This window comes from Elusimicrobiota bacterium (assembly GCA_026388075.1).
Lineage (GTDB): Bacteria > Elusimicrobiota > Endomicrobiia > Endomicrobiales > JAPLKN01 > JAPLKN01.
In genome coordinates this window covers 1-7,241 of sequence record JAPLKN010000042.1, presented here as the reverse complement: position 1 = coordinate 7,241, position 7,241 = coordinate 1, and the positions used below count along the sequence as shown (strand labels likewise).

Here is a 7,241-nt window from a genome sequence, read left to right as displayed (position 1 = left end):
AGGATGGAACTTTTCACAAGTGCCATATGAGTTTGTGGCAGAATCATATATTCGCAAGAAAATGCGAGCAGTTTCCTATTTACCCCAAGAAGACTGGCAGCCATATATTGATATCTTATCAATAATCGGAAAAATACACGATGAGGCGTTTATGGATTTTTCAAAATCTCTCAATGGTGACTGGCGAAATTTAGCTAAAGTGGTGCTTTATGGTAAAGGTCTGAGCCGTGAAGAAAAGATTAAGATGTTTCTTGACAGGGAATATCTAGTCAATTGCCCGCATCGTGAGGAGTTTGGTGTAAGAAGAGAAATAAATGATGATGTTCTAGGGTTCCTTGTCCGGTACTTTGAAGAAACGGGATATTCCAACGAAAGAATAAAATTGCTTTTCAAAAAACTCCATGATGAAACTCAAAATGACAAATTCCTAGAACAGATAAGCGAAAGTTTTTTTAATAATATCGAACAAGAGCATTATGATAATTATGATTTTCTCAATATTTCTGTCAGAGACATTTCCAAAATGCTTACCTATTGGGAAGTCCGAAAAAGTACGAGCGAAGCAGCAAAAATGCTTGAAAAAACCTTTGAATATATGCGCAAAAAGAATTTAGATATAAAAGAAATTAGCTTAAAGCTTAGGGACTATATAAATGTGCTTTCTAGCGAGAGACGGGATGAAATGTATGCCGGCATCGTCAATGAAATATTCGAAAAAAATGTTCCGGACGGCGCATACGATGTTTCAGAAGATACAAAAAGAATGGTCTGTTTGGCTTCTATGGGGGGAGAATATTATTTGATTGAGAATGATATTTCCAGTATATCTGAGGAAGACAAGAAGGTACTTTGCTTGGTTTTGAACAGCGACTATATGTATAGGAAACATGCCAAAGAACCCTATGGATCGAGAGATGAAATGATGAAGTCTCTCGCAGTTGATATAACTCTGGGCAAATTGAGGAGTCTTAAAGATGTCCAAGATGATTGGTACGCGCAGGTCAGCGATTTAGCTATTAAGGTATTCTTAGGTGAAATGGGTGTTGCTAATTCAGAAGACAAATATGACCAACTGCAAGAATTTTATAAAACTTTTGCTGAGCAGAGACGTGGAAAATACGGACCGTCAGCTGAAGAGATGCGGGGACTTTATATTGAATTGTTTGATACGAAAAAAGCTGATCCGGAAGTTACCGACAAGTATGAAACGCTGTTCAACAGTATTTTCAAACTGCCTTTCTATTTTGATAGGACGAGCCCATACGCCGAAAGCAGAGAAGTGCTATTCAGGTCAGATATATTCAATTTTATATTTGAATCTCCGATGCCGTATGAACAAATTATTGAAAAAGCAAAAACGTTTTTGCCGCCAGGTCCTCTAAGAAATTTCATTCTTTTGGCAGCATTCTTACGTGAAACTAATATTAAATACCCTAATCAACCTATATATGATTTAGTGAAACTTAAAATACTTATTGAAAATGATAAATCTCTTGTTGTGTTGTTAGAGAAGATCCTTCCCCTTTTGAATACAGATAAAAGGCTTGGGCTTGAAAACATGTTTCTTTTGTCCTATCTAATCAGAAGGGAATCGGGAAAGAAACAAACGGGGCTTGGAGCGGAAGATAGACTAAGTTTTGAAAAAATACTTCCCTCTGAGCCAGGGCGGCAAAAAAAGGAATTAAAGGTCGTATCGGCTGTTAAGAAAATGGGCGAATGGTTTAAGCTTATTTATTGGGTATTTGTATATATGTTCCTTCAGAAAGGTATTGATTTGTCTCCAAAATTGACATTGGCAACTTCAAAAGGCATCTTTATAAAACGTGGTATTGATTCAAGAATTTGGGGTACCGGAAGGTCGAAGCTGATACTCGGTGACATAAATAAAAAGCGATTTATTGATAAAATGAGAAAAGGGAAACAACAGGGAAGAAAAATAGATGAATTGTTGATTGGATGGCTTACGGCCAAATACAAAATCTCGGAAGATCAATTGGATGCACTTTCAGAAATGCAAATAATTAACGAGCTAATGGAACATATTACAAGCAGCTGGCAAGAAATATATGACACTGTTCCATCGATTAAAAAACTCAAAAATGTTAAGCAAATTGTTGCTCAAATTGATCAGGTAAAAAGATTTAAGGTGCCTCCGCAGCGAGCATACGCAATATTGTTAGATTATGGTCGAATTACTAATATAAGCAGCATGCTTAATATTGCGCTTCTTGAAGCATTTTATCCAAACGCTATTCAACGCAGGTACGATAAAACTGTCCTTCGTTCTATAATTAATAATTATAATCTGGAAAATATTCTTAGGATTGTTTCTAAACTGAATTCAAAATTTCTAAAAAAACTAGAAGTGGGCTATTTCAGCATGAAAAGGAAAAATAGCGGAATAGATAAAATAAACATTCTGTTTTTTGACTATAACCATCCGCAAAAGCTGGCGCAACTTGATTCTGTTTTGCCCCAGTTATTAGAAAAGTCGATACAAAGTATATTAAGCTCTGATGATACATTTGAAGAAAAAATAGCTTATATATGCGAACGTTTTGTAAACTCCCAGCCGGCGCGTGACAAATATTTGGAATTAATTTTTACTGAAGAGATAAATCTATTAAAAAGCAGGTATAACCAGGCACTGGAGAGCGGAACCATAGATAATCAAATAGCAGAGCTTCTGAATAGAATTGAAAAGATTCGCGTATCCTCAAAGAAATTCTTTAACGGCTATTTCAGCAATCATTTTCTCTTTTTAGCGATGGACCTTGAACTGAAACTTAAGGAGGGACTAACCTTTGACCAAAAACTTGAATTGCTAATAAAATACTTTCCTGATAAAAACTATTTCAGGGACGATATATTGAAGAACTTTCTGATAAATGCAGAGACTGATGGACAGTATGAGAAAATAGATGCCTTGCTCTATACAGAAAAGAAGGGAATTCTTGAAGATGAGCAGCTGCTAGGAAACTCTTTAACGGAACAAAAAGTAAAAATAGTGCTGGAAAACCTTTCTGTAGCCGACCGAAAAGACCTCATGCTCTGGATAATCGGCATAAAAGAGATGCCCCTTCAAATTCGTGAATACGAGGAACTTATGGGAATTTCGTTTGAAAGTATTAGAGATTTGTTTGCTATTTCGCGGGAATCAAAACAGTATGCCTATGTCGGAGAAAGTTCGCGCAATCAGCTGATAGAGTTTATGTTCTGGGGAGATAAAGGTATTATTTCGGATGAGAAATTGTTTGCAGATTTCATGAATGAACTCAGAGAATTTATAGTCAAAAAAACAAATATCGGAAAAACCATGTCGCCAAAATTGCTAAAAAAGATCTTTTCCGCAGTCATCAAACATAGTTCGCCGCGAAAAAAACTTGAATTGGTGCAGTCTTTGGCGCTTAACTTGTCGTCACTTTTTGAAGGTGAAGGCGAGGAAAGGGACGATTATGAGATTATTTCTAAACTAATGGAGTCTTTAGGAATTATAGGAATAAAGATTGCCCAAATGATTGCATATTCAAGCGACATTCAGATTCCTCCTAAATTGCGTGAAAAATTTGCCGAGCTCGGTTCCAAAGCTAAGCCGCTGAACAAACAATTTGCCTTTGAAACGATAAAGAACCTAGAAATGCAAAAGAGATTTCCTAGCATCGGAAGGTTGTTGGGTTCGGCATCTATTAAAATAGTCTTTGAAGCAATACTTGACACCAGTGAAAAAGTAGCGCTCAAAATCAAAAGGCCCGATGTGGCACAAAATTTAGCCGAAGACCTAGAAATGTTTAAAAAGGTATGTAACGAATTAAGATCGCGGGGCGTAAAAATACCTGAAGGTTTTGAAAACCGTGCATCAGGCAGTATTGCAGAAGACGCAAACTTTGAAAGAGAAATCGAGAACACCAAAAAACTTGAAAGCCAACTTGACGAAATTAACGAGCAGAAGAGCTATGCGATAAATGCAGAAACACCTAGCCCAAGAAGTGTCCTGTTTGTAGTGCCCAAAATGTACCCGGGCTCAAACGAGTCGGTACTTATTAGTGAGCTTGTAAAGGGTTATGATTTAGGAAGGGGTGAAGAATTGATAAAAAGTGGTAAGTTAACCGCAGAGGAATTTAGACAGCTTAAAGGAATTATTTTTGATTTTCTCATGACTCAATTGTTTGAAAAGGGGTATTACCTTGGGGATCCTCATGGCGGGAATTTCAGAATTGTGATTGAAGATGATGGGTCAATTAAAATATATCTTATCGATGTCGGAGCGATGAATGATCTAAAGCCGAAAGAAGGGGAAACCTATATAGAAACCTATGCAAAACTGCTCAAAGGCCTTGCCTGTTTGAAGCTGGGCTTGAAAACATCAGATGATTTTATTGACGAGGCAATATTTTTCAAACGGGCAGGATATCTTACAGAGGACTTAAAAACAGATGAAATGCTTAGCGAGATACTTAAAAAAATACCCGAGGAATTTAGGCCATATGCATCAATATCTCAATTTAAAAAAGCGGTGGCTAGGGATATTTTATTTGGTTGGATACGTAGGACAGAGAAAAGAACACTTCCTGGAAAGATTGAAGCTAGGCCCTCCATTCCGCCCCAAGCTATCGTGAAAAAACCTTTCATGGCCATTGGGTGGGAATATTTCAGGGATAAATATAAATGGGATGAAAAGAAGGTTGAAAACTACATTAAATTCAAGGCGCCGGCTATTGAAACTGCTGTTTTCCAGATTGTCGGGCTTGCTATTATAATGCTGGGATTGCCTTTAATCGGAGTATTATGGGCAGTATTAGGTTTTGCTGTCGCGCACACGATACTGGAATGGAAAGTCCGCGCTAAAGATATCGGCAAAAACTTCCTTTTCAGGCTCGGTTTTGGATTCCTTATTTTCCTTCCTTTTGCCGGTATTGCATCGCTTCTAGCTTTAATTCCTTCAACATTACTGCCTATTATCGCAAATTTAATAAACATAGTAATAACAATTCTAGTTGCCTCGCCACTTGTTTACAAATTCCATTCAAAATTTAACATTTATCTTTATGACCTAAAACAAAAACCGGACAACGAGCTTACGCCTTTACAAAGAAGAATTAAAAAATTGCCCTTTCTAGCAATATCAAATAGGATTTTTTTTGTAGATGAGTTTGGGGAATCGCTACCAAGGGAACCTAAACAGGAATATTCTTGGGAGTTGACGGGCCAGCATTTTTTTGAGATAGAAAAATTTATGCAGCGGCTTGCAGGAACAGGATATGACGTAGCCAAAGTAGAAGAACTCTTAAGGTATGGTTTTTCTCCTGGAGTCACTCTTAAAAAAGACGAAAAATTTGGAGTAGTTCCTGAAATTGAAGCTCCTTTGTCCGAAAAAAGAAAATTTGCAGACCATTTCATTATGGGGCAATATCGGGAAAAGGTTAATAAAATCAGGGAATTAGTGGGAAATGCGATATACAAATATACTTTGGAATATCATAATCATGCCGGATTAGGAAAGCTAGATGAAAACGAGAATTTTATTATCTTTGATTTTCTTGAATATAATGAAAATTATTCCATAGGGAGTGCGGTAGATTTATATTTCCGGGTTGTTAAAGTTCTAAAAGGACTAAACCTGTTTGACAAATTAGCGGGAGGCCCAAATATTACCGGAATAATGCAAAAATGTGCAAGATCTATTGGCAAGAAAACAGAAGAAACAGAAAGAATAGTGAGGCTTACTATTGAACGGCTTCAAAAGGAGGGTGCTTGGACGGAAGTTCCGTATATGGCATCGTACCTTGTCGCCCCTGGTACCTATCAAAAATACGGTGAACTTAATAACCTTCCTGAAAATTGGTACCGATTAGATTTTGTGCAAAACTACAATGAAAAAGGCGAATATATATATTCCGTTCAAAAACGCGACTGTGAGCTAAACTTTGCGCCGAAATACGAACTATCTTTTACAATTCTCCCTACGGTTGCTGTTTCTGCTGCAGGAATTGTAATAAATGCGATATGGGGTATTACTATTTTTGCTAATCCATTACTAGCGGTAATAATTCTAGTCATATCTCATATAGTATTTCTATTTATGCATCAAGTAACAAAAGAAAGGATACTAGGGGCATCATTAATGGGAGCCGCCAGCGGTGTTGTGTTTTGGTATTTGTCACAAATAATTGGAGTGAGCTGGTTAATGCCTCTTATTTGGGCAATAACCGCCTTAGTAAACTGGTCAATACATAAGATTTATCAGATAATATTCCCGAAAGCTACTCTTAGTGTGGGCGCTTTAAAATTAAAATTAAATCCAGAATTTCAAAAAGATTTTGATAAAATGAAAAAAGAAATTGAGGATGCTTCCAGATTGCCAGTAAATTTGAAGAAAACATTTCTTCCGATGAATGTAAATATGGCATCACCTGATATTAAATTAATTAAGGCGGAAGAAAATAAACTATTTGCTGAATATTTCAGAGTCTTACAAAATGATCCAACGGCAGTAAAAAACTTGAAAGAAGCTCTTGTTCAAAATGGTTTTAACAAAAATCAAATTTTAGAAATATTCAAAGGAAAAGCAGATATTTCTTTATCTAAACAAGATAGAAGAAAATTCTATGATGTAATGTTCAATAAGGCAAAAATATGGCCACTAATGCAAAAAGGGTTTGACTTGGGGATAAGCAAAATAGAAGAATATCTTACCTTTAAGGAATTTGCCAAAGATTTCTTTGAAAGATATGTATCTGAAGAAAAAATAAGTCTAATAAAAACAGTTGCTTCAATAATGTTTGCTGAAGACAATGATGAATTCGCTATTTTATATAAACAGGGAGCCGCCAGCATAACTCTTGAAGAAGAAAATGCATTGAAAAAGGGAGAAATACGCGGGACGACACGTTCCTCATTTGATATGACATCTGGAAGAATTCAGCAAGTTAATGTAGTAGTTAATTTGGATTCCGGCGGGTTTGGGAATATATTGGCAATAACTTTGCACGAAATGGGGCATGCGCTCCTATATGGATTTTTAGGGACTATTGGAGCTCAATATTCTGAGGAACACGATTTTGTTGTTGAAGGAATCGCTGAACATTTTACTGTTTTATCATTTAAGTTATTGGATGCTTATGAAATATTTATTGCAAAAAAAGGTTTAGGGGGAAAAACAATATTCTGGGAATGGTCAAAATGGAGTGAGTTCGATATCGCTCGTAGAGCTTCCGACGCTTATAAACTCGGGTATATACTTT

Annotated in this window: 1 protein-coding gene; it reads left to right on the top strand. The window is 36.4% G+C overall.

All coding sequences use genetic code 11. From position 1 onward, the window contains the following. Window positions 1-19 precede the first annotated feature (19 nt). On the top strand, window positions 20-7,241 hold a 7,222-nt coding region (locus NT145_01905; protein ID MCX5781448.1), incomplete at its 3' end, for an AarF/UbiB family protein.